The organism is Pseudacidovorax sp. (assembly GCF_017991995.1).
GTDB lineage: Bacteria > Pseudomonadota > Gammaproteobacteria > Burkholderiales > Burkholderiaceae_C > Xenophilus.
Window position 1 is genome coordinate 174,422 of record NZ_JAGOPN010000008.1, and the last position, 20,983, is coordinate 195,404.

Consider the following 20,983-nt stretch of genomic DNA (forward strand, 5'->3'; position numbering starts at 1 on the left):
CGCTGGCGCGGCGCCCCCGCGCTCAACGGATCAGATGCGCCCCTCTTCCACCGCGTGGCAGGCCACGCGCACGCCGCCGATGGACAGCAACGCCGGCCGCTCGGCCGAGCAACGCGCGTTGGCATGCGGGCAGCGTGGGTGGAAGGCGCAGCCCGTGGGCGGATTGAGCGGATTGGGCACCTCGCCCTGCACCGGCGTACGGGAGCGGCCGGTCGCATGCATCTGCGGGATCGCGTCCAGCAGCATGCGCGTGTACGGATGGCGCGGCTGCGCGAAGAGCTCGGCCTTGTTCGCCAGCTCCACCAGCCGGCCCAGGTACATCACGCCCACCTGGTCGCTCACATGGCGCACCACGGCGAGGTTGTGCGAGATGAACAGGTAGGTCAGGCCCCGCTCGCGCTGCAGGTCCTTCATGATGTTGAGCACCTGCGCCTGCACGCTCACGTCCAGGGCCGAAGTGGGCTCGTCGCAGACCAGGAACTCGGGCGCCGTGGCCAGCGCCCGGGCGATGGAGATGCGCTGGCGTTGCCCGCCCGAGAACTGGTGCGGGTACTTGGTCATGTCCAGCGGCGACAGGCCCACCGAGCGCAGCAGCTCGCCCACGCGCTCGCGCACCGGCGCCTTCTCGCGCAGGATGCCGTGCTCGCGCAGCGGCTCGGCAATGATGTCCTCGACCACCCAGCGCGGATTGAGGCTGGCGTACGGGTCCTGGAAGATCATCTGGATGCGCCGACGCAGCTGACGTCCGGCGGATGTACGGTAGGCCGCATGCGCATCCTGGCCGTCGAAGCGCATGCCGCCGCGCGTGGGCTCGTACAGGCCCACCAGCAGGCGGGCGACGGTGCTTTTGCCACAGCCCGATTCACCCACCAGCGCCAGCGTCTTGCCGCGCTCGATCTCGAAGCTCACGCCGTCGACGGCATGCAGCAGCGTGCGGGGCTTGCGCTCCAGCACGCGATTGAGCCAGGGGGCCGACACGTCGAAGGTGCGGGCCAGGTCATGGGCGACGACCAGCGGCGCCGTGCCGGCGGCCGCGTCGGCTTTTGCGGAAGGCACGAACGCGGCACTCATTCGTCGATCTCCTGGACAGGCGTGGCGGCGTCGGGGGTGGCCCGTTCGCCGTGCGCCACCGCGGCGGCATGCTGGGCGGCCAGACGGTCATGACCACGGTGCGGATCGGTCCCGTCGTGCAGCCAGCAGGCGGCACGCGTGGCGCCGGCGGCCATCAGCTCGGGCCGCTGCTGCAGGCAGCGGTCGAACACCCGCGGGCAGCGCGGGTTGTAGGCGCAGCCCTGGGGAATCGCATTGAGGCGCGGCATGGCGCCGTCGATCTGGTTCAGCCGCTCGCGGTCGCTGTCCATCTCCGGGATCGACGCCATCAGCCCGGCGGTGTAGGGATGCGCGGGCTGGTGGATCACTTCGTGCACGGGGCCGATCTCGGCGATGCGGCCGGCGTACATCACGGCCACGCGGTCGCAGGTCTCGGCGATCACGCCCATGTCGTGGGTGATCAGCATGACGGCCGCGCCGCGCTCGCGGCACAGGCGCTTGAGCAGCTGGATGATCTGCGCCTGGATCGACACGTCCAGCGCGGTGGTGGGCTCGTCGGCCACGATCAGCTGCGGCTCGGCCGCGAGCGCCAGCGCGATCACCACGCGCTGGCGCATGCCGCCGGAGAACTGGTGGGGATAGTGGTCGATGCGCTGCTCGGCCGCCGGGATGCCCGTGTCCTGCAGCAGCGCGATGGCGCGACGCTTGGCCTCGGACTCGGTCACGGGCAGGTGCGCGCGGACGGTTTCCACCAACTGCCGGCCCACGGTGTAGAGCGGGTTCAGCGAGGTGAGCGGATCCTGGAAGATCGCGCCGATCTTGCGGCCGCGGATATGGCGCATCTGCTCATAGCCGAGGTTGTCGATGCGCTGGCCCTGCAGCAGGATCTGTCCGCTGGCCACGCGGCCCGGCGGCTCCAGCAGGCCGATGATGGCCGCGCCCGTGAGCGACTTGCCGGCGCCCGACTCGCCCACCACACCCAGGATCTCGCCCGGCGCGATGTCGAAGGAGATGTCGTCCAGCGCCCGCAGCGTGCCGCGGCGGCCGGGGAATTCGACGACGAGGTTCTTGACCTGAAGAAGGCTCATGGCGGTATGTCCTTCTTTCACCGCAGCCGGGGATTTAAAGCATCGCGCAGCCAGTCGCCCAGCAGGTTCACCGACAGCGCGATCAGCACCAGCATGGCGCCGGGAAAGACGGTGATCCACCACTCGCCAGAGAACAGGTAGTCGTTGCCCACGCGGATCAGCGTGCCCAGCGAGGGCGAGGTGGGCGGCACGCCCACGCCCAGGAAGCTCAGCGTGGCCTCGGTGATGATGGCCGTGGCCACCTGGATGGTGGCCAGCACCAGCACCGGCCCGGTCACGTTGGGCAGCACATGCCGCCGCATGATGCGCAGCGGCGCCACGCCGGTGACGCGCGCCGCCTGCACGTATTCCTTGCTGCGCTCCACCAGCGTGGAGCCGCGCACCGTGCGCGCGTACTGCACCCAGCCCGTGAGCGAGATCGAGATGATGAGCACGCCGAAGGCCAGCGACTCGTGCGCATTGGGAAAGAGCGCACGCCCCACGCCCGCGATCAGCAGCGCCACCAGGATGGGCGGGAAGGACAGCATCACGTCGCACAGCCGCATCAGGAAGGCATCGAGCCAGCCGCCCAGGAAGCCCGCGAGCAGGCCCAGCAGCACGCCCACCACCACCGACAGGATGACCGACACCACGCCCACCACCAGCGAGATGCGCGCGCCGTAGATCAGCGCCGAGAGGATGTCGCGTCCCTGGTCGTCGGTGCCCAGCAGGTACTTGCTGCTGCCGCCCTCGCTCCATGCCGGCGGCAGCCGCGCATCGCCCAGCTCCAGCGAAGCAAGATCGAAGGGGTTGTGCGGCGCCACCCAGCCGGCGAACACCGAGCAGAAGATGCAGACGAAGGCGATGACCGCCGCGGCCACCGCCACGGGCGAGGTCCTGAAACTGTGGCCGACATCGCTGTCGAGCCAACGGAGGAGCGTGTTCTTCATCGGGGGAGAGGTAATGGGCAAGGGGCGAATCCGGCGCCCGTCACCCTGCCAAGCGAAGTGCGTGCCGCCCTGGCCATCGTTCTGCACGGCCAGGGCGGTGCGTACGTGATGTTCAGCCGCTGGCTGCCCTCACGCCCGGCCGGTCACTTGATGCTGATCCACTTGAAGGGCATGAAGTTGTCGGCCCGCTGGGTCAGCGACACCTTCTTGCTCACGCCCCAGGCTAGCGACTGCTGGTGCAGCGGCAGGTGGCCGATGTCGTCGGTGTGGATCTTGAAGGCCGCTTCGATCAGGCCCTGGCGCTTGGCCTTGTCGGTCTCGGACTTGATCTGGCCGATCAGTTCGTCGAGCTTGGGATTGCAGTAGGCGCCCAGGTTGAACTGACCGCTGCCGTCCTTGTCGTTGGGGCAGCGCATCAGCGCGTCCAGCGCGTTGTGCGAGTCGTAGGTGGTGGGCGTCCAGCCCAGCAGGTAGAAGCTGGTGTCGCGGCGCAGGATCTTGGGGAAGTAGGTGCCCTTGGTCTCGGCCGCAAGGTTGATCTTGACACCGATGCGCGCCAGGTTGGCCGCCACTGCCTGGCAGACCTGTGCGTCGTTGACGTAGCGGTCGTTGGGGCAGTTCATCGTGACCTCGAAGCCGCTGGGGTAGCCGGCATCGGCCAGCAGCTTCTTGGCGGCCTCGGGGTCGTAGGGCAGTCGCTTGTCCTGCGCCTCGGTCCAGCCATTGATGCCGGGGCCCACCATCAGCGCCGTGGGACGGGAGGCGCCGCGCATCACCGTCTTCTGGATGCCGTTGATGTCAATGGCCTGGTAGAAGGCCTGGCGCACGCGCTTGTCCTTGAAGGGGTTCTTCCCCTTCACGTTGGAGTACAGCAGTTCGTCGCGCTTCTGGTCCATGCCCAGAAAGATCGTGCGCAGCTCGGGGCCGACCACCACGCGCGCGCTGGGGCTCGCATTGATGCGGGCGATGTCCTGCACGGGCACCGGCTCCATCACGTCCACCTCGCCGGAGACGAGGGCCGCAACGCGGGTGGCCGGGTTGGCGATGGGCGTGAAGATCACTTCCTGGGCATTGCCTTCGATCTTGCCCCAGTAGTTCATGTTGCGCACGAATACCGTGCGGACGTTGGGCTGGCGCTCGCGCACGCGGAAGGGACCCGTGCCGTTGGCCTTGAAGGACGCGGTGTTCTCGATACCCTTTCGTCGATCCACCGGCTTCTCGGCCTTGTTCTCCTCGCACCACTTCTTGCTCATGATGGCGAGGTCGGACAGCACGTCGGGCAGGATCGGGAAGGGGCCCTTGGTGACGATGTCCACGGCATGGTCGTTGACCTTGCGCACTTCCTGGATGTCGTTGACCTTGGCCTTCACGTCGGAGCCGTCGCCGCCCGCGCGGGCGATGCTGAAGATCACGTCGTCGGCCGTGAAAGGCGTGCCGTCATGGAAGGTCACGCCCTTGCGCAGTTCGAAGCGCCAGGTGTCGGGCGCCGTCTGCTTCCAGGAGGTGGCCAGGGATGGCGCCAGGCTCAGGTCCTTGTTGCGGTCGGTGAGGCCTTCGTAGACGTTCAGGTCCACCGACAGCTGGAGCGACTCATTGAGCGAATGCGGGTCCAGCGACAGCGCATCGCCTTGGTTGGCGATACGCACCGTCTGGGCGCTGGCGATCAGGCTGGCCGCAGCCAGCACGGCCGCGACAGCGGCTTTTTTCTTGAAGCTCATGGAATCACTCCTCGGGTTGGTCAAGGCTCGGGACGGTCGGTCATCGGGCCGCGGTGGCGGCCCTGTCTTTTGAGGCCGCGCGGGTGGCGACGGCCTCGGCGCCCCGGCCGACTTCACCGGCCAGGGGCATGCCCTGTTCCACCAGGCCCGCATGCAGCGCGGCGCCCAGGGGCAGGATGTCATCGTTGAAGTCGTAGCGGCTGTTGTGCAGGAAGGCGCCGCCGCGGGCGTCCTGGCCGAGGCGCAGATAGGCACCGGCCTTCTTCTGCAGCATGAAGGAGAAGTCCTCGGCGCCCATGCTGGGCTCGAGATGGCGGTCGACATTGCCCTCGCCCACGATGGCAGCCGCCACGTCGGCGGCGAACTGCGCCTCGGGCGCCGTGTTGATGGTGGCGGGGTAGATGCGTTCGTAGGTCAGCTCGGCCGTGGCGCCGAAGGCCGCGGCCACCTGCGTGCACAGCTCGCGCAGCCGCTGCTCGACCTGCGCCTGCACGCGCGAGCTGAAGGTGCGCACGGTGCCGACCAAGGTGGCGGTGCCGGGGATGACGCTGAAGGCATCGAGGTCGCCCGCCTGCACGGCGCAAAGGCTGACCACAGCGGCGTCGATGGGCCGCACGTTGCGCGAGGTGATGGTCTGCGCCGCCGTGATGATGTGGGCCGCCACCACGACCGGATCGACCGTCAGGTAGGCATGCGCGCCATGGCCGCCCTTGCCCGTGATGCGGATGGTGATGCGGTCCGCCGCCGCCATCATGGCGCCGCGGTTGATGCCGATGGTGCCGGCCGGCAGGGCCGGCCAGTTGTGCATGGCATAGACGGCATCGACGGGGAAGCGCTCGAACAGCCCGTCCTCGATCATCACGCGGGCGCCGGCGAAGCCTTCCTCGCCCGGCTGGAAGATCAGCACGGCGGTACCGTCGAAGTGGCGCGTCTCGGCCAGGTAGCGCGCCGCGCCGACCAGCATGGCCGTGTGCCCGTCATGGCCGCAGCCGTGCATCAGGCCCGACTTACCGGAGCACCAGGGCAGGTCGTTGTCCTCCTTCATCGGCAGCGCATCCATGTCGGCGCGCAGGCCGATCATGCGACCGCTGGCCGTCGAGCGGCCGCGGATGACGCCGACCACGCCGGTCTTGCCGATGCCGGTATGGATCTCGTCCACGCCGCAGGCCTGCAGGGCGGCCTTGACCCGGCCGGCGGTATAGACCTCTTCGAAGCCCAGTTCTGGGTTCGCGTGCAGGTCGCGCCGGAAGGCGGTGAGTTCAGGATGGAAGCGGGCGATGTGCTCGAAGGCCCGGCCGTTCGCGTACAGGCGTTGTGTAGTCATGGCTGAAGGATCGCTGCGCGGCAAAAGGGTTCGCGCTGGCCGATCAATGGCCGCCCGCCTTGCCCACGCGCAGCCGCGGATCGACGGCGAAATAGAGCAGGTCCACCACCAGGTTGATCACGACGAAGATCAACGCGATGAGGCAAAGGTAGGCCGCCATCACCGGGATGTCGGCGAAGGTCACGGCCTGGATGAAGAGCAGGCCCATGCCGGGCCACTGGAACACGGTCTCGGTGATGATGGCGAAGGCGATCAGCCCCCCCAGTTGCAGCCCGGTGATGGTCATCACCGGCACCAGCGTGTTCTTGAGCGCATGGCCGAAATGGATGGCACGGTTCGACAGGCCCCGCGCCCGCGCGAACTTGATGTAGTCGGTGCGCAGCACCTCGAGCATCTCGGCACGCACCAGCCGCATGATCAGCGTGAGCTGGAAGATGGCCAGCGTCACGGCCGGTAGCACCAGGTGGTGCCAGCCGTCGAGCGTGAGCAGGCCTGTCCGCCACCAGCCGATCTGCACCACGTCGCCTCGCCCGAAGCTGGGGAACCAGCCCAGATGCACCGCGAACACCAGGATGAGCAGGATGCCGATCAGGAAGGTGGGCAGCGAGACGCCCAACAGAGACAGCGTCATGAACATCTGGCTCATGAAGCTGCCGCGGCGCAGTGCCGCATACACGCCCATCGGAATGCCCAGCAGCAACGCGAGTCCTGCTGCAACCAGCGCCAGTTCCAATGTGGCAGGGAAGCGCTCGGCGATGAGGCTGGACACCTTGGCACCTTGGCGCAGACTCAGGCCGAACTCGCCCTGGGCCGCGTTGATCAGGAAGTGCCAATACTGCACGAAGAAGGGCTGATCGAGGCCGAGTGCAGACCGCAGCTCGCGGATCTGGTCGGGCGTCGCATCCTGCCCCAGGAGGAAGACCACCGGATCGCCCACATACTGGAAGAGCAGGAAGGCGATGAAGGCCACCGCCACCATGACGATGACGGCCTGGATGAGGCGGCGCAGGACGAAGGCGAGCATGCGTGGGGAAATTCCTCGAAGCAGGATGCAGAGCAAAGGACATGCCCAGACCGCATCCCGGCCGCAGGGAGCATAAGACCAAACACCGCGCCCAGCGCCCCGTTTTGGTTCATGGAAAGCACTAGGGCGCGCAGCGCCGACGGGGGGCGACCAGCGCTTCGGCAGTGCGCCGCAACACCCCGTGAAATCGACGCTCCAGCGAAGACAGCGAAGGCCCGCGGCCATGAAAAAAGCCACCCGGCTTGCACCGGGTGGCTTTGTCGAACTTCATCGTCAGCTGGCTTTCGCCAGCATCGGATTAGAACGAGTGGCGGATACCGAAGTCGTAGCCCACCGAGTTCTTCGGCAGGTAGGTACCCGTGCCGAAGGCGTTGGTGAACGTGGCAACGTACGGAGCCGTGATGTTGCCCGAACCAGCGCTGTAGTCGGCGCCGTTCTTGTTCTTGATGTAGGCCACGGTGGCGTACAGGGCGGTGCGCTTGCTCAGGTTGTGAACATAGCCCAGAGCCAGCTGGTCAGCCTTCGGAGCGTTGTACGTGAAGAACGGGTTCGTCAGGTACACCAGGGGGCTCTGGTCGACCTTGGTCTTCACGTGGCCGTAGGAAGCCTTGATCTGGCCAGCGCCGACCGGCACGGTCACGCCCAGCAGGTAGCCGTCGAGCTTCGTGTCGGGGTTGAACAGGGGCTGGTTGCCGCCCGAGTAGTCAACAGTGCCCTTGACGTTCACGTACTGAGCGAACAGCTTGGCGACGCCGAAGTCGTAGCTGCCGCCGACGTTGAAGTTCTTCGACAGGTTGTTGGTGCCGACTGCGAAGTTCGACGTGTTGATCTGCTCGCCGTAGGCCACAGCGACGTCCAGGGGACCGTTGGCGTAGCCGAAGCGGCCACCCCAGTAACGGCCACCGCGGCTGTTGTTGTTGGCGCTGGCTTGCAGGAAGTTGTCGTACTTCGTCTGCTCGCTGAAGCTGTACATCGCCTGACCGTAGAAACCACCCAGGTTCGGGGGCAGGAAGTAGCCGACGCTGTTGTTGGCGCGAACGTTCGACGTTTCGATGCCAGGCAGAGCGGTGCTGCCGCTGATGGCGCGCTGCACCAGGGCGGTGCCGGCGCCGTTCGTGCCGAACGGATCGAACACGGTCAGGTTCCAGAACGTCGGCTTGTAGTCACGGCCCAGACGCACTTCACCGAAGGGGCCCGACAGGCTCACGGTGGAACGACGCTGGAAGTTGAAGCCGCTGGCGGTGCCGTCGTCGTTCGACAGCGCGCCTTCCAGCCAGAAGCTGGCAGCCAGACCGCCACCCAGGTCTTCCACACCGCGGAAGCCCAGACGGCTGGAGCTGTTGGCCGAGTTGTTCAGGCCGGTCTTGCTCACCGAGGTCGACTGGGGCAGGAACGCGTAGGCGAACGGGTTGGCCAGCAGAACCGCGGGGTTGGTCACCAGTTCGCTCTTGTTCGACACGCCGCTCACGGAAGCGTCAACGATACCGAACAGGGTCACCGACGATTGGGCCGAGGCCACACCGGCGACAGCCAGGGCAGCCAGAGCAACTAGAGATTTTTTCATTGCAAGTTTCTCCAAGGTTAAACATAGGGCGCCGGTGCGAAGGGTTCACCGCGCTGGCACATGCTGTGCTCCCGCCGGGCCCCGGGCCAACCTCCTTTTGGGAAGTTGTCGCTATTGCACCAGACGCTCGGCGCCACGGCAAAGCAAATTGGGCCAAATCTGGAGAGGGCTCCGCGTTTCGTTGCAGCAGTACAACAAGGTCAGGGTGCACTCCCGCTCGCGCCTAGAACATGGGAGTTTCATATAGAGAAAAGCATCGAAACCTTGCTGCAAGCAAGACGCCCGCGGGATGCGTTCCAATGGCGACATGAGTTCATCTGTCGATGCTTGTATCAACGCTGTGGATAGCGCGCTGCGCACGATCTGGGGTAGCCCACGCGCCAGCACGCCATCTCCCGCCCAAGCCGTGGTGGGTTCCGAAGCACCGTTGTCCGCCGCCGAACGCAAGGAGGCTGGCGCGCTGATGCGCGTCAACCATGTGGGCGAGGTATGCGCACAGGCACTCTACAGTGCGCAGGCGGCGACTACCGCAGACCTGTTACTAAAGCAGGAACTGCTGCGGGCGGCACAGGAGGAAACGGATCACCTTAGTTGGACGCGCGAGCGCCTGGACAGGCTCGGCGCTCGACCCTCACTGCTGAATCCCCTCTGGTACAGCGGCGCCTTCGCACTGGGGCTGATCGCTGGTCGTTTGGGTGACCGGTGGAGTCTGGGCTTCGTCAATGAGACGGAAAGGCAGGTCGAGGCGCATCTGGACGGCCATTTGAGTCGTCTGCCCGCCGGTGATGTCGCCTCCCGCGCGGTAGTCGCCCGCATGAAGGCGGACGAAGCCGCTCATGCAGCCTGGGCAGAAGAGGCGGGCGGGCTACCGTTGCCGGCCCCGGCAAAGGGGCTCATGCGCGCGGCCGCGCGTGTCATGACCACCGTCGCCCATCGAATCTGACCATGCCCTGCGCCTCGCCGACCGGTAGCGCGGCAGGCGCCAGTGAACGCGATATCTCAGGACGAGGCGGCTCCAGAGCTGTCCACAAGCTCATAGCTCGTGGTGATCTCAGCTGTCTTGGCCAGCATGATGCTGGCTGAACAGTAGGTTTCATGACTCAGCGAGATCGCCCGCTCGACGGCCGCCTCCGGAATCGCACGGCCGGTCACCGTGAAGTGCATATGGATCTTGGTGAAGACCTTGGGATCCTTTTGCGCGCGTTCGCTGGTGAGGCGCACGCTGCAGCCTTCCACCTGATGACGTCCGCGGCGAAGGATCATGACGACGTCGTAGGCGGTGCATCCCCCAGTTCCCGCCAGGACGGTCTCCATCGGCCGCGGGGCGAGATTCTGCCCCCCGTTTTCAGGCCGTGCAGCGTCCGGCGCCCCGTCCATGGTTAAGACGTGACCACTACCCGTCTCGGCAACAAACCCCATGGATGAGCGCGTCCCGGCGTGGCCGGTCCAACTGACTGTGCATTCCATCTGTAAGAGTTCCTGGCCCACCGCCGTGAACTGCTCACGGCGTGGCTCGCATCTGTAGAAATGTTGCGCTTCCGCATCACCAGCTTGTTGCGATGCAGCATTGCTTTGCTATACTTTATCCCAACGCATACCTCAGGGTGTGCACCAGTTGTCTCCTCCACCCTCCCAATTGGTGGATTTGGCCCCGAGTCGCAAGATTCGGGGCTTTTTTCTTTGCCTTGCGGTTTCGGGCGAGGTGCAGCCACTCTAGGAGGTCGCAGACAACCCTAGCTGCTCTGGCTGCCCTGGCTGTCGCCGGTGTGGCCTCGGCCCAATCGTCGGTGACCCTGTTCGGCATTGTGGATGCCTCGATCAGCAGTGTTTCCAACAAAAGTGAGCTGATTCAGGACCCGCTGACGTTGATGGCCAACCCTCTGGCGTACGCATTGCTGCCCAGCACGGCTAAGGCCAGCAAGACCGGCTTGAACAACTCCGCCAACAGTTCCAGCCGTCTGGGCTTCCGCGGCACAGAAGATCTCGGGGGCGGACTCGCAGCCAGCTTCTGGCTGGAAGGTGCGCTGTCGAACGACGACGGTACCGCCAGCGGCCTCAGTTTCCAGCGTCGCTCAACGGTGAGCCTGTCGGGCCCCTTCGGTGAAGTACGCCTGGGACGTGATTACAAGCCCACGTTCTGGAACCTGACCGTGTTCGATCCGTTCGGCACGAACGGCGCGGGTACTGCATTGGTTCAGCGCGCCGCGACCGCGTTCGAAGCCAACAACGTGCGAAGCAACAACTCGATCGGCTACTTCCTGCCCGCCAATCTGGGAGGCTTCTACGGTCAACTGCAGTACGCATTCCATGAGCAAGGCAAGTACGACAGTGCCATCCAAAGCAGCCTGAACGACAACAGCCGGGGCGGCCGGTACTGGGGCGGCCGCTTTGGCTATGCCAACGGTCCCGTGGATGTCGCCCTTTCGTACGGCGAGCAAAACGCCAAATCGTCGTACGCCCTGGGAGCCGACGCATTGGTCAAGAACTTCAGCCTGGCTGGCAGCTACGACTTCGGCGCCGCCAAGCTGTTTGCCCAGTACCAGAACACCAAGAGCGTGATCGACTACTCCGAAAACGCACCCCTGTTCAATCCTGCGACCAAGTTGGATGGCTATCTGCTGGGCGTGACCGTTCCGGTCGGCGCAGGCGTGATCAAAGCCTCCTATGGCAACGTGAAGATCAAGACGGACCAAAACCCGCTCTCCACCCTCAGCTACAGCCCACCCAAAGCCGATCAACTGGCAGTGGGCTACGTGCACAACCTGAGCAAGCGCACCGCCCTGTACGCCACCGTGGCTTACATCAAGAACAAGAACGGCGCCAACTTCAGTGCAGGCTCAAACAGCATCACGGCTCCGACCGTGGTGTCGATCACGAACGGCACCGCCGTCGGAGGCTATACGCCGAAGACCTCGGTCGGCTACGACCTGGGTATTCGCCACTCCTTCTGATGCAAGCTGGCGTGAGCCAGTTGTCGAAGACTCTTGAAAGCCACCCAGCCAGAGCCGGGTGGCTTTTTGCGCTAGTTGCGCTGCTGGCTGCCCTAATCCCCGCGGCTACGCCGGCTCTGCAGCAACCCCACATTCATCTCGCCACTCAGGATCGACGCATAGAAGCGCTCGATCATGTTGACGCTGGTCCGCGCGTTGCGGGCCAACGTGAGCATGTCGATCCCCTGACCGTAGAGCAGACGCAGGGTGATCGCCGTATGGCGAAGGCAATACAGCGTTCGCTTCTGCCCAAGCGGGCCGGTCTCGAGGCCGGCTTCCTGAAGCACCCATTTGAAGAAGAAGTTGAGGACCGCGAGCGCGTGCTCTCGATTCTTCAATTCAGGGAAGAAGAGGTAGTCATCGGGCGCCACCTCGCCTCTCGAGCGACGGTAGCTGCGGAGCACCTCATAGACCTGAACGGCAGGCCGAAGGCTCACCATCGGCTGGCTGTGTCGCTTGGTCTCGGGCAACCGCATCCGCAGGTACACATGCTTGCCACGCACGATGTCGATGTGGCGATGCCTCACGCTCTTGATGTCACTGGGGCGCACGAAGGTGTTCACCATCCACCGGATCAGCCACGGCAACTCCCGGGGCATGTAGAGCAACTCGCGCGCAATCCAGAAGCGCTCGCCGGGCTGCAGCGTCTCGAGGACGGGATGGGGTTGACCTACCAACCGCCTCGCGGTGGCAACCAGGCGCCGGTACTCCGCCACGCTGAAGCTGCCACGCGGCTGGCTGCGGATCTTGACCTTGGGCAGCCGCGGCATCTCATCGAGCACGCCAGTCAGCACGCCATGCATCAAGGTCTTGCGCAGCAGGACCATGTACTGCGCGATCGTCGTGCTGGTGAAGTCCTGCTCCCCCAGGCGATCGATCAACTCCTGCGCGGCCACCCCATCCACGTCGCGCGCCAGTCGGTCACCCAGCAAGGGCAGCAGATGGGCATCCATGCGGTTGCTCATGATCTGCCAGCTCCCCCACGCAATCTCCTTGCGCTGCACGCGAGCACGCTCCGCCTGCAGCAAGCCCATCGCGAGGTCTCTGACAAAAACGTCTGACGACTCTTTCTTAATTGTTAAGAGCTTGGGGGGCACGGGGTCCCCGGGATGCACTCGCCCCGAAAAAGCGGAATCGTTGGCCGCTTGCACTGCTGTTAAGCGGAAGATGACATTCGTGTCCATACCGCTTCCTGGGTGCAAAACGAGTGCCGCGTATCATCAAACGCTGTTCTCATTGGTCCTCCCCTTCGCCATGCCAACCAGCCAGGGACCGGCGCTGACGCCCGCCGACTATCTCAAAAAAATTCTGACCGCCCGCGTGTACGACGTGGCCATCGAATCGGCGCTGGAACCTGCGCGCGCATTGAGTGAAAGAGTTGGCAATACGGTGTTGCTCAAGCGTGAAGACCAGCAGCCTGTCTTCAGCTTCAAGCTGCGTGGCGCTTACAACAAGATGGCCCATCTGTCGGCCGAGCAACTGGCGCGCGGCGTCATCTGCGCCTCCGCAGGCAACCATGCGCAAGGGGTCGCCTTGGGTGCGCGCAAGCTGGACACCCGGGCGGTCATCGTCATGCCGGTCACGACGCCCCAGCTCAAGATCGACGCGGTGCGCGGGCTGGGCGGCGAGGTCCACCTGCACGGCGACAGCTATTCCGATGCCTATCAATACGCGTTGACGCTGCAGGAACGAGAAGGCCTGACCTTCGTGCATCCTTTCGACGACCCGGAGGTCATCGCCGGGCAGGGCACGATCGCGATGGAGATCCTTCGCCAGCACCAGGGCCGCCTGGACGCCGTCTTCGTCGCCATCGGCGGCGGCGGGTTGATTTCAGGCGTCGCCAATTACATCAAGGCAGTCAGGCCGGAGATCCGCGTGGTCGGCGTCCAGATGAACGACTCTGACGCCATGATGCAATCCGTGGCCGCCAAGCATCGCGTCACGCTGCCGGATGTCGGCCTGTTCTCCGACGGCACGGCCGTCAAGCTGGTGGGCGAAGAAACCTTCCGCATCGCCAGTGACCTCGTCGACGAGTTCATCACGGTGGACACCGACGCCGTCTGCGCCGGCATCAAGGACGTCTTCATCGACACGCGCAGCATCGTCGAGCCCGCGGGCGCACTGGCCGTCGCAGCGATCAAGCAGTACGTGCAAACGCACGGAAAGCGGGGCGAGACCTATGCCGCCATCCTGTGTGGCGCCAACATGAACTTCGATCGGCTGCGCTTCGTGGCCGAACGCGCCGAGGTGGGCGAGGAGCGCGAAGCCCTGTTTGCCATCTCCATCCCCGAGGAGCGTGGCAGCTTCCGGCGCTTTTGCGAACTGGTGGGCCAGTTGCCAGGCGGCCCGCGCAACGTGACGGAGTTCAACTACCGCATCAGCGACGCGCAGCAGGCCCATGTGTTCGTCGGCCTGACGACGCAGCAGCGCGGCGAATCCGCCAGCATTGCCCATCTGTTCCGAAGCCACGGGTTCGGCGCACTCGACCTCACTCACGACGAGCTGGCCAAGGAGCACGTGCGCTACATGGTAGGAGGGCGCAGCGGTCTGGCGAGCGACGAGCGGCTGCTGCGGTTCATCTTTCCGGAGCGGCCCGGTGCCTTGCTGAAGTTCCTGAGCCTGATGAAGCCGAACTGGAACATCAGCCTGTTCCACTACCGCAACCAGGGCGCGGACTATGGGCGCATCCTCGTCGGCCTGCAGGTGCCGGCGGCGGAAGACGGTATGTTCCAGGCCTTCCTGGACGAACTGGGCTATCCCTTCATCGAAGAGACCGCCAACCCCGCCTACCGCCTCTTCCTCCAGGCCTGAACAACCGCAGGCTCAGATCAAGGCGTGGTCGCCCGCGGCGGCCCATTCACGGCCAGGGGACGCGACGGCACCATCAAACGAAAGCCGGTGCCACCGGTCGCCGGTCCGATGTGCACCCCCGCGGTATCGATGGACTGCAGCACCAGCTGACCGTCGAAGGCCGCACCAGTGCGATAGGAACGCGGCGGCTTGCCATCGACCGCGATGAGCGCGGCGCCACCGCCTTCGCGGTCGGCCGCCACGCCCAGCAGTCTGAATCGGCTGGCCACGTCCGGAGCAACCGGCGCGCTGGCCGCCACCTTCAATGCACCGAAGGCGCGAGCCACCTCCGCGGTCTGCACGCTCAACACCGGCGCAGCCACCGGCGGCGGCAGCATGGACCCGGCGGGCGAGGCGAGCCGCAACCCCCAATAGACAGCGCTCGCAGCGGCGGCCGCCCAGAGCGCGGCAGTGATCAAGGCCACGGGCCATCGGGAAGGTACGGGCAACGCACTCGTCATATGCGGGCATTATCATGCGCCGCCCATGACAGCTTCCTACAAACGCAACCGGCAGAGCCATCTCCAGCGCGGCTTCACGCTCATCGAACTGATGGTCGTGCTGGTGATCATCGGCGTGCTCGCCGCCCTGATCGTGCCCAATGTGATCGGCCGCGCGGACGACGCGCGGGTGACCGCCGCCCGCACGGACGTCAACAACCTGATGAACGCGCTCAAGATGTACCGTCTGGACAACCAGCGCTACCCGACGAGCGAACAAGGCCTGCAGGCCCTGGTCACGCGGCCGACCACCGGCCCCGCCGCGCCCAACTGGAAGCCCTACGTCGACAAGCTGCCCAACGATCCCTGGGGCCGGCCCTACCAGTACGTGAATCCGGGCATCAAGGGCGAGGTGGATGTGCTTTCGCTCGGCGCCGACGGCCAGCCCGGGGGCGAGGGCAACGATGCCGACATCGGCAGTTGGCAGTAGCCACCTGCGCCGCCACGCCGCCGGCTTCACGCTGATCGAGCTGCTGGTGGTGGTCGCGATCATCGCCTTCGCGACCGCGGGCGTCGGCTTCGCATTGCGCGACACGGCGCGCGCCAGCCTGGACCGCGAGGCCGAGCGCCTCGTCGCCCTGCTCGAAGCCGGCCGCGCCCAGGCCCGCGCCAGCGGGGCATCGGTGCGCTGGCGTGTCACGCAGCAAGGCTTCGTCTTCGATGGTGTGCCGCCCGGCGCCCTTCCCCAGGATTGGCAGATGGCGGGCGTGAGCGCCCAGCCCCTCGATGCGGCCGGCCGCCCCGTGGCGTCGCTGCTGCTGGGACCGGAGCCCATCATCGGCGCGCAGCAGGTGCTGATCCGCGGCGAAGGCCCGCCTGTGCAGGTACTGCGATTGGCCACCGACGGACTTCGCCCCTTCTCCGTGGTCGATCCGGTGTCGCCATGAAGGCAGGCAGGACCGCCCCGATGCGCTCTTGCCGTTCCGGTGGAGCGGACGCTGCGGCCAGGAGGCCGGCCCTGCCCCGTCACCGGGGCTTCACGCTGGTCGAGGTGCTGGTTGCCCTGGCGATCGTCGCCATCGCCCTGGCGGCAGGGGCGCAGGCCACCAACGCGCTCACCCGCAATGCACAGCGCCAGTCCGACATGGTGCTGGCCCAGCTATGCGCCGAGAACCAGCTGGTCCAGCTGCGCCTGTCGCCGCAGATGCCGCCGGTGGGCGAGAGCAGCCAGGGCTGCGAGCAGGCCGGCGTGCAGCTGGATGTGGGGGTGTCCACCACCCCCACCCTCAACCCCAACTTCAACCGCATCGACGTGCAGGTGCGCGATGCGCAGCGCTGGCCGCTGCTGCGTCTGTCCACCGTGATCGGTCGCTACTGATGAGGAGACACCGCAGGGCCCCCGGGGCCGCCGTCCGCCTGCGCGGCTTCACGCTGGTCGAACTGCTGGTCGCGCTGGCGGCGATGGCCCTGCTGGCACTGATCAGCTGGCGAGGGCTGGACAGCATGGCCCGCGCCCAGTCGCAGCACAGCGCGCGCGACGAAGCCGTGCTGGTGCTGCAGACGGCGCTCGCCCAGTGGGGCGCCGACCTGGACGGCGCCACGAATTTCGGCAACACGCCCGCGCTGGACTGGAACGGCCGCGTGCTGCGCATCACCCGACAGGCCGTCGACGCCCAGGGCAGCCCCGCCGCGCGGGTGATCGCCTGGACGGTGGGCGCCACCGCCGACGGCAGCGGCAGCTGGCTGCGCTGGCAGTCACCGCCGCTGGCCAGCCGTGCCGACTGGACCCAGGCCTGGGGCACGGCCGCGGCGTGGGCCGAGTCCGCCCTGCCCGGTGCCGACGCGGCCGCCACGCGCGTCCTGCCCGCGGCCAGCTGGAACGTGGGCTACTTCCGCAATGGCGCCTGGAGCGTGGCGGTCCAGGCACAGGCGCTGGGCACGGCCACGCTGCCCGACGGCGTCCGGCTGCAACTGCAGTTGCCACCCGGGCCCGGACTGTCGGGACTGATCACGCGCGACTGGCTGCGCCCCACCTGGGCCGGCGCCAAGACCTCATGACCGTCCCACCCGTCCCCCTTCGGCGGCAGCGAGGCGCCGCCCTGCTCACGGCGCTGATCACCGTCACCCTGGTGGCGACGCTGGCGGCGGCGGCACTGTGGCGCCAGTGGCGTGCCACCGAGGTGGAAGCCGCCGAACGCTCCCGCCTCCAGGCCTCGCTGGTGCTCGCCGGCGCGCTGGACTGGTCGCGGCTCATCCTGGCCGAGGACGGGCGCACCGGCGGCGCCGACCACCTCGCCGAGCCCTGGGCCGTGCCGCTGGCCGAGGCCAAGCTCACCAGCTTCCTGGCCGCCGACAAGAACGTGGCCAGCGACGCGCTGGAAGGCCTGCCCGATGCCTTCCTGTCGGGCTCGATCACCGACGCGCAGTCGCGGCTCAACCTGCGCAACCTCGTCGATGCCAGCGGCCGTCCGGTGCTGCGCGCCGTAGCCGCCACGCGCAAACTCTTCGATCTGCTCGACCTGCCGCCCGGCCAGGTGGACACGCTGGTGCAGCAGATGCGCCGCGCCCTGCTGGCCGGTGGCGGCGTGACACAGACCCAATCCACCACGACCGGCACGGACGGCACGGCCACCGCCGGTTCTGCCACAGCGTCCACCCCCAGCGAGACGCAGGCGTCGACGTCCTCGACCGATGACGCCGGCGCATCCGAGGGCGCACCGCTCATGCCCCAGCGGGTGGAGCAACTCGGGTGGCTGGGCTTGCCGGCCGACACCGTGGCGGCCATTGCGCCCTACGTGACGCTGTTGCCGGCGAGCACGCCGGTCAACCTCAACACGGCGAGCGCCGAGGTGATCTTCGCCGCCGTCGATCAGATCGACATGGCGGGCGCCCGCAAGCTGGTCGAAGTGCGCCGACGCAAGTTCTTCTCCGACCTGGCCGAGGCATCGCAGCAGCTGAGTTCGGCCACGGACGTGCAGCTCACGCCCGGTCAGGTCGGCATCTCGACCAGCTATTTCGAAGTACGCGGCCGGCTGCGCATGGACCGCTACTGGGTCGAGGAGGCCTCGCTGCTGCACCGCACGGGCACCACGGTCAGCATCATCTGGCGCCAGCGCAATGCCGGGGTTCAACCGACTGGCGGATCGGGCTGAACATCGGAAAATCTTTCCGTCTCTTGCGCCCTGTCCCGCCGCCGAGCCTCCCGAAACGCCGTCATGGATCTGTCTTGCGCCCCCTCCACAATGCCGCCTCCGCTGTTCAGCGGAGGCCGGGTGCACGACCCCGCTGCCTAGAATGAAAAACTTTCCGCGACACGCGCCATGGCCCTGATCCTTGTCCAGCCGCCGCCTCCGTCCGCGCCTGGCCTCGGCTCCGTGGCCTGGGCGCATTGGTCTTCCGACGGCCGCCAGCTGGTGGGCCAGGGCGAATCGCCCGTCTCCCTGCTGCCGGGCCAGCACGAACTGGTGCTGATCGTGCCGGCCTCCGCCCTGTCGTGGCACGCCGTCGCCCTGCCACCGGGCAGCCTGCAGAACGCGGCGCGGCTGCGCAGCGTGCTGTCGGGCCTTCTGGAAGACCGGCTGCTCGACGATCCGGAACAGTTGCACTTTGCCCTCGCCCCCGGCGCGCAGGCGGGTGCGCCTGCGTGGGTGGCCACCTGCCGCCGCGACTGGCTGCAGACCACGCTCCAGGCCATCGAGGCCACGGGGCGGCGCGTCAGCCGGCTGGTCCCTGAATTCGCGCCCCAGGCCGAAGGCCAGCGCCCCACCGTCTTCGTCACCGGCGATGCCGAGGCGCCATGGCTGACCCTCTGCGACGCGCAGGGCGTGCTGCGGCTGCCCCTGTCGGCCAGCACCGCGGCACTCGCGGTGGCCCAGTCGGAAGCCGGCGAAGCCATGGCCGAGCCGGCGGTCGCCGCCGTGGCCGAGCAGCTGCTCGGCCGCGCCCTGCCCCTGCTGCCGACCGCCGAACGCTGGCTGCAGGCCAGCCAGTCGGGCTGGGACCTGGCCCAGTTCGAGTTCGCCACCACCGGCAGCGCCCGCGCCCGCAAGCAGGCCGGCGCGCTGATGGCGGCGGTGTGGCGCGCGCCCCGCTGGCGGGCCGCACGCTGGGGCGCGGCCCTGCTCGTCGTGCTGCAACTGGTCGGCCTCAATGCCTGGGCCTTCAAGGAGCGCCGCGCCCTGGAGGCCAAGCGCCAGCAGGTGCGCCAGGTTCTCACGCAGACCTTTCCGCATGTGTCGGTCGTGCTCGATGCGCCGCTGCAGATGTCGCGCGAGGTGGCGGCACTGCAGGCGGCCACCGGCGGACTCACGGCGGCCGATCTCGAGCCGATGCTCGCCGCCCTGGCCGGCAGCCTGCCGGCCGGCCGCGTGCCCTCGGCCATCGACTACAGCGGCAGCCAGTTGCGCCTGCGCGGTGTGACGCTGTCGCCGGCAGAGATGGAATCCGTGCAGGCCGGCCTGCGCAGCCGCGGCTACAACGCGCGGGGTGAGGGCGACCTGCTGCTGGTGCAGGCGGAGGCCGCACGATGAGCGCCCCGACTCCCGTGCGTGCGTGCGGCATGCGCACCGCCCACCTTTGCCCCATGGCTCGGACGGCATCGGCCGCCGCCCCGGCAACCCCGACCGAGAAGGCTCTTCCGTGAACCGCCGCCCCGCCTCCAAGGCCCGCCTGCAGACCTGGTGGGCTACGCTGGCCCCGCGCGAGCGGCGCCTGGCCGCCATCGCCGCCGCACTCGTGGGTGTGGCGCTCCTGTGGTGGGTGGCGCTGGCACCCGCCCTGCGCACCCTGTCGGCGGCACCGGCCGCCCATGCCGCGCTGGACGCCCAGCTGCAGCAGATGGCGTCCTTGCAGGCCCAGGCCCGGGCCCTGCAGGGCCAGCCCCGGCCCAGCCGGGAAGACGCCCTGCGCGGCATCGAGACCGCCGCACGCCAGGGTCTCGGGCCGGAAGCGCAGGTACGCGCCGCAGGGGGCGATGCCGTGGCCGTCGGCCTGCGCAGCGTGCCGGCGGCCCAGTTGGCGGAGTGGCTGTCCCAGGCCCGCGCCAACGCCCGCGCCGTGCCGCGCGAGGCGCACCTCACCCGCGCGCAGGCCTCAGCCCCGAGCGGCCCCGGTGCCGCCAATGCGACGGCCGCGCCGGGCGTGGTGCAGCCGTCCTGGCAGGGCACGCTGGTCATGGGCCTGCCCGCCTCCCGCTGACATGGCTCTGCGCACTGCCGCCGCCGTCCGACGGGAGCCACGCGCGCCCTGGCGCTGGGCCGTGGCCGGCGCCCTGTTCGGTGCGCTGGTGGCTGCCGTGCAGTGGGCGCCGGCCCGCTGGCTGGCGCAGGGCCTGGAATCGGCCACTGGCGGCCAGTTGCAGCTGCGCGATGCGCGCGGCACCGTCTGGCAAGGCAGTGCCGCCGTCGTGCTGGCCAGCAGCGCGGGCGGCGTCGACCGGATCGCGCTGCCGGGCCGCATGCAATGGCAGCTGCGCCCCGCCTGGCTGGGCGTGCGCGGCCAGCTCGAACTCGGCTGCTGCACGCAGGGCCCGCTGGGCTTTGCGGCCGGCTCTGCTGGCAGCGCCGGCTTCCGCCTGGCCTGGGACGACGGCCGCAGCCGTTGGCCTGCGGCCATGCTGGCCGGCCTGGGCGCCCCCTGGAACACCCTGCGGCTCGACGGCGCACTCGACCTGCGCACCGAGGCCCTCGCGCTGCGCTGGTCGCAGGGCCGCCTGGCCCTGGACGGCCGCGCCGTGCTCGATGCGACCGACCTCAGCTCCAGCCTCAGCACGCTGCGCCCCATGGGCAGCTACCGCCTGGTACTGGAGGGCGGCCCCTCGCCCAGCCTGCTGCTGACCACCACCCAGGGCGCGCTGCGCCTGTCGGGCAGCGGCCGCTGGAGCGGCAACACCATGCGTTTCGGGGGCGAGGCCAGCGCCGCGCCCGGCAGCGAGGACGCCCTCGCCAATCTCCTGAACATCATGGGGCGGCGCGAAGGCGCGCGCTCCATCATCAATCTCGGTTGACC

At 67.8% G+C, this 20,983-nt stretch carries 21 protein-coding genes; 11 read left to right on the top strand and 10 right to left on the bottom strand.

The genetic code is table 11. The annotated features are described in order from the left end of the window. Window positions 1-30: 30 nt before the first annotated feature. The 7 genes from KBC94_RS13155 to KBC94_RS13185 form a co-directional block, all read right to left on the bottom strand. Window positions 31-1,071 carry an ABC transporter ATP-binding protein gene (locus KBC94_RS13155; protein ID WP_294370656.1) on the bottom strand — a complete coding sequence of 347 codons (1,041 nt, stop codon included), beginning with the start codon at window positions 1,069-1,071 and terminating at the stop codon, window positions 31-33. Further along, window positions 1,068-2,138, bottom strand: a complete 1,071-nt coding sequence (locus KBC94_RS13160) for an ABC transporter ATP-binding protein (protein WP_294370658.1) — start codon at window positions 2,136-2,138, stop codon at window positions 1,068-1,070. Before KBC94_RS13160 ends, KBC94_RS13155 begins: the two co-directional genes overlap by 4 nt. A gap of 17 nt (window positions 2,139-2,155) precedes the next feature. Continuing rightward, window positions 2,156-3,067, bottom strand: a complete 912-nt coding sequence (locus KBC94_RS13165; RefSeq protein WP_294370659.1) for an ABC transporter permease — start codon at window positions 3,065-3,067, stop codon at window positions 2,156-2,158. A gap of 143 nt (window positions 3,068-3,210) precedes the next feature. Beyond that, window positions 3,211-4,785: an ABC transporter substrate-binding protein gene (locus KBC94_RS13170; RefSeq protein ID WP_294370660.1), complete on the bottom strand. Its 1,575-nt coding sequence runs from the start codon at window positions 4,783-4,785 to the stop codon at window positions 3,211-3,213. 40 nt (window positions 4,786-4,825) lie between these two features. After that, window positions 4,826-6,109, bottom strand: a complete 1,284-nt coding sequence (locus KBC94_RS13175) for a M20 aminoacylase family protein (protein ID WP_294370661.1) — start codon at window positions 6,107-6,109, stop codon at window positions 4,826-4,828. Window positions 6,110-6,152: 43 nt separating this feature from the next. Further along, window positions 6,153-7,133, bottom strand: coding sequence for an ABC transporter permease (locus tag KBC94_RS13180; RefSeq protein WP_234194470.1), 981 nt, complete (start codon window positions 7,131-7,133; stop codon window positions 6,153-6,155). A 298-nt stretch (window positions 7,134-7,431) separates the two neighbouring features. After that, window positions 7,432-8,697, bottom strand: a complete 1,266-nt coding sequence (locus KBC94_RS13185) for a porin (RefSeq protein WP_114802247.1) — start codon at window positions 8,695-8,697, stop codon at window positions 7,432-7,434. A 307-nt stretch (window positions 8,698-9,004) separates the two neighbouring features. Between KBC94_RS13185 and coq7 the strand changes: the two genes are divergently transcribed. Continuing rightward, window positions 9,005-9,640, top strand: coding sequence for a 2-polyprenyl-3-methyl-6-methoxy-1,4-benzoquinone monooxygenase (gene coq7 / locus KBC94_RS13190; RefSeq protein WP_294370663.1), 636 nt, complete (start codon window positions 9,005-9,007; stop codon window positions 9,638-9,640). A gap of 56 nt (window positions 9,641-9,696) precedes the next feature. Here coq7 and KBC94_RS13195 read toward each other — a convergent pair whose 3' ends face one another. Then, complete coding sequence (locus KBC94_RS13195) at window positions 9,697-10,164, bottom strand: OsmC family protein (RefSeq protein ID WP_294370664.1); 468 nt, start codon at window positions 10,162-10,164, stop codon at window positions 9,697-9,699. Window positions 10,165-10,439: 275 nt separating this feature from the next. On the opposite strand from KBC94_RS13195, the gene KBC94_RS13200 reads away from it, so the two are divergent. Further along, complete coding sequence (locus KBC94_RS13200; RefSeq protein ID WP_294370775.1) at window positions 10,440-11,648, top strand: porin; 1,209 nt, start codon at window positions 10,440-10,442, stop codon at window positions 11,646-11,648. Between the two features lie 92 nt (window positions 11,649-11,740). Here KBC94_RS13200 and KBC94_RS13205 read toward each other — a convergent pair whose 3' ends face one another. Beyond that, window positions 11,741-12,721, bottom strand: coding sequence for a hypothetical protein (locus KBC94_RS13205; RefSeq protein WP_294370665.1), 981 nt, complete (start codon window positions 12,719-12,721; stop codon window positions 11,741-11,743). A gap of 220 nt (window positions 12,722-12,941) precedes the next feature. On the opposite strand from KBC94_RS13205, the gene ilvA reads away from it, so the two are divergent. Next, the gene (ilvA, locus tag KBC94_RS13210; RefSeq protein ID WP_294370776.1) at window positions 12,942-14,498 is read left to right on the top strand and encodes a threonine ammonia-lyase, biosynthetic; all 1,557 of its coding nucleotides are present in this window, start codon (window positions 12,942-12,944) and stop codon (window positions 14,496-14,498) included. Between the two features lie 17 nt (window positions 14,499-14,515). On the opposite strand, the gene KBC94_RS13215 is transcribed toward ilvA, so the two are convergent. Then, window positions 14,516-14,956 carry a type II secretion system protein N gene (locus tag KBC94_RS13215; protein WP_294370667.1) on the bottom strand — a complete coding sequence of 147 codons (441 nt, stop codon included), beginning with the start codon at window positions 14,954-14,956 and terminating at the stop codon, window positions 14,516-14,518. A gap of 67 nt (window positions 14,957-15,023) precedes the next feature. On the opposite strand from KBC94_RS13215, the gene gspG reads away from it, so the two are divergent. The 8 genes from gspG (at window position 15,024) to gspN (ending at window position 20,981) form a co-directional block, all read left to right on the top strand. Then, complete coding sequence (gene gspG / locus KBC94_RS13220; RefSeq protein WP_017758012.1) at window positions 15,024-15,467, top strand: type II secretion system major pseudopilin GspG; 444 nt, start codon at window positions 15,024-15,026, stop codon at window positions 15,465-15,467. Then, the gene (locus KBC94_RS13225) at window positions 15,442-15,924 is read left to right on the top strand and encodes a prepilin-type N-terminal cleavage/methylation domain-containing protein (RefSeq protein ID WP_294370669.1); all 483 of its coding nucleotides are present in this window, start codon (window positions 15,442-15,444) and stop codon (window positions 15,922-15,924) included. The genes gspG and KBC94_RS13225 overlap by 26 nt, the downstream gene beginning before the upstream one ends. A gap of 20 nt (window positions 15,925-15,944) precedes the next feature. Continuing rightward, the gene (gene gspI, locus KBC94_RS13230; RefSeq protein ID WP_294370671.1) at window positions 15,945-16,355 is read left to right on the top strand and encodes a type II secretion system minor pseudopilin GspI; all 411 of its coding nucleotides are present in this window, start codon (window positions 15,945-15,947) and stop codon (window positions 16,353-16,355) included. Then, complete coding sequence (locus KBC94_RS13235) at window positions 16,355-17,035, top strand: type II secretion system protein J (protein ID WP_294370673.1); 681 nt, start codon at window positions 16,355-16,357, stop codon at window positions 17,033-17,035. The genes gspI and KBC94_RS13235 overlap by 1 nt, the downstream gene beginning before the upstream one ends. After that, on the top strand, window positions 17,032-18,129 hold the full coding sequence (gene gspK, locus KBC94_RS13240) for a type II secretion system minor pseudopilin GspK (RefSeq protein ID WP_294370675.1): 1,098 nt from the start codon (window positions 17,032-17,034) through the stop codon (window positions 18,127-18,129). The genes KBC94_RS13235 and gspK overlap by 4 nt, the downstream gene beginning before the upstream one ends. Window positions 18,130-18,297: 168 nt before the next feature. Next, a complete protein-coding gene (gene gspL / locus KBC94_RS13245; protein ID WP_294370676.1) occupies window positions 18,298-19,506 on the top strand; it encodes a type II secretion system protein GspL in 1,209 nt (402 codons plus the stop codon). Window positions 19,507-19,615: 109 nt separating this feature from the next. After that, the gene (gene gspM, locus KBC94_RS13250) at window positions 19,616-20,173 is read left to right on the top strand and encodes a type II secretion system protein GspM (protein ID WP_294370678.1); all 558 of its coding nucleotides are present in this window, start codon (window positions 19,616-19,618) and stop codon (window positions 20,171-20,173) included. A gap of 1 nt (window position 20,174) precedes the next feature. Continuing rightward, complete coding sequence (gene gspN / locus KBC94_RS13255; RefSeq protein ID WP_294370681.1) at window positions 20,175-20,981, top strand: type II secretion system protein N; 807 nt, start codon at window positions 20,175-20,177, stop codon at window positions 20,979-20,981. The last annotated feature ends 2 nt before the right edge of the window (window positions 20,982-20,983 follow it).

Coding starts and splice junctions, on each gene's coding strand:
- KBC94_RS13155 (WP_294370656.1), bottom strand. CDS start 1,071: ATGAGTGCCGCGTTCGTGCCTTCCGCAAAAGCCGACGCGGCCGCCGGC.
- KBC94_RS13160 (WP_294370658.1), bottom strand. CDS start 2,138: ATGAGCCTTCTTCAGGTCAAGAACCTCGTCGTCGAATTCCCCGGCCGC.
- KBC94_RS13165 (WP_294370659.1), bottom strand. CDS start 3,067: ATGAAGAACACGCTCCTCCGTTGGCTCGACAGCGATGTCGGCCACAGT.
- KBC94_RS13170 (WP_294370660.1), bottom strand. CDS start 4,785: ATGAGCTTCAAGAAAAAAGCCGCTGTCGCGGCCGTGCTGGCTGCGGCC.
- KBC94_RS13175 (WP_294370661.1), bottom strand. CDS start 6,109: ATGACTACACAACGCCTGTACGCGAACGGCCGGGCCTTCGAGCACATC.
- KBC94_RS13180 (WP_234194470.1), bottom strand. CDS start 7,133: ATGCTCGCCTTCGTCCTGCGCCGCCTCATCCAGGCCGTCATCGTCATG.
- KBC94_RS13185 (WP_114802247.1), bottom strand. CDS start 8,697: ATGAAAAAATCTCTAGTTGCTCTGGCTGCCCTGGCTGTCGCCGGTGTG.
- coq7 (WP_294370663.1), top strand. CDS start 9,005: ATGAGTTCATCTGTCGATGCTTGTATCAACGCTGTGGATAGCGCGCTG.
- KBC94_RS13195 (WP_294370664.1), bottom strand. CDS start 10,164: ATGGAATGCACAGTCAGTTGGACCGGCCACGCCGGGACGCGCTCATCC.
- KBC94_RS13205 (WP_294370665.1), bottom strand. CDS start 12,721: ATGGGCTTGCTGCAGGCGGAGCGTGCTCGCGTGCAGCGCAAGGAGATT.
- ilvA (WP_294370776.1), top strand. CDS start 12,942: ATGCCAACCAGCCAGGGACCGGCGCTGACGCCCGCCGACTATCTCAAA.
- gspG (WP_017758012.1), top strand. CDS start 15,024: ATGACAGCTTCCTACAAACGCAACCGGCAGAGCCATCTCCAGCGCGGC.
- KBC94_RS13225 (WP_294370669.1), top strand. CDS start 15,442: ATGCCGACATCGGCAGTTGGCAGTAGCCACCTGCGCCGCCACGCCGCC.
- gspI (WP_294370671.1), top strand. CDS start 15,945: ATGCGCTCTTGCCGTTCCGGTGGAGCGGACGCTGCGGCCAGGAGGCCG.
- KBC94_RS13235 (WP_294370673.1), top strand. CDS start 16,355: ATGAGGAGACACCGCAGGGCCCCCGGGGCCGCCGTCCGCCTGCGCGGC.
- gspK (WP_294370675.1), top strand. CDS start 17,032: ATGACCGTCCCACCCGTCCCCCTTCGGCGGCAGCGAGGCGCCGCCCTG.
- gspL (WP_294370676.1), top strand. CDS start 18,298: ATGGCCCTGATCCTTGTCCAGCCGCCGCCTCCGTCCGCGCCTGGCCTC.
- gspN (WP_294370681.1), top strand. CDS start 20,175: ATGGCTCTGCGCACTGCCGCCGCCGTCCGACGGGAGCCACGCGCGCCC.